1 protein-coding gene and 1 pseudogene are annotated in these 997 nt (G+C 68.7%); both read right to left on the minus strand.

The window, feature by feature from the left end:
* On the minus strand, positions 1-442 hold a 442-nt coding region (locus IH61_RS49425; RefSeq protein WP_324607655.1), incomplete at its 3' end, for a 4-hydroxyphenylacetate 3-hydroxylase C-terminal domain-containing protein.
* A 39-nt stretch (positions 443-481) separates the two neighbouring features.
* Positions 482-975: pseudogene (locus IH61_RS50485) on the minus strand (4-hydroxyphenylacetate 3-hydroxylase N-terminal domain-containing protein); the annotation flags it as partial.
* Between the last annotated feature and the right edge of the window lie 22 nt (positions 976-997).

Below are 997 nucleotides of genomic sequence, written 5' to 3' on the forward strand. Positions count from 1 at the left end.
GGTCGAGGTAGGGGCGGATCTCCGGGTTGGCCCAGTCCTTGGCGTGCGAGTTGTTGTAGATCAGCGCACTGCCGAGGTCCCGCAGGAAGATCTCCCGGATCTTGGGGAACACCGCCGAGGAGAGCACCCGGAAGGCGGCCGCCGTCTCGGCGTTCGGCATCACCGTGCCGTCCGCCCAGGGGGTGGGGTTGTGGGACATCGAGTCGACCAGGGCCCAGAACATGTTCCGGTAGGCGAGCACCTCGCCCAGGCGGCTCTGCACCCCCCGGAACTCCGAAGTGCCGGTCGTCTCCAGGCACTTGGCGAGCAGGCCGGTCAGGAAGTCCATCTTCACCGCGAAGCGCACGCAGGCGTGGAACTTCGCGCGGTCGAGGAAGCCCGAGCCGAAGAAGAACCGGTTGGCCTTGTCGACGTCGTAGCAGAACACGTTCTCCCACGGCACGAGGACCTTGTCGAAGACCAGGATGCCGTCGTTCTCGTCCAGCCGGCTGCTGAGCGGCTGGTCGAAGGGGCTGCTGACGGTCGCCGCCGCGAACTCGTACGACGGGCGGGAGAGGATCCGAACACCGACTGGGTGAGGGCCACGCCGGTGCCGACGACCTTCGCCCCCGAGACGACCAGGCCGGCGTCGGTCTCGCGGTCCACCGTCAGCATCACGTCCTTGAGCTCCGTGATCCCCCGGTTCCGGTCGATCGGCGGGTTCACGATGGCGTGCCCGACGAAGTCGACGTTCTCCTGGGCCCGGCGGTACCAGGTCGCGGCGTTGCCCTCGAAGGGCTGGTAGTGGTCCTTGTTGGACCCGAGCGTCGACAGGAAGGACGCCTTGAAGTCCGGCGTCCGCCCCAGCCACCCGTACCCCATCCGGGCCCAGGCGGCGATCGCCCGGGCGGACGCCTGGAGGTCCTCGGCCCGGTAGGGGGCCTTGAAGTACGGGTGGGTGAAGCCGCCGCTGCCGGTGTCGGTCGGGACGATCAACTCGCTGTTGCGCGCCGGGTCG

The organism is Streptomyces sp. NRRL WC-3742, from assembly GCF_000720635.1.
Taxonomy (GTDB): Bacteria; Actinomycetota; Actinomycetes; order Streptomycetales; family Streptomycetaceae; genus Kitasatospora.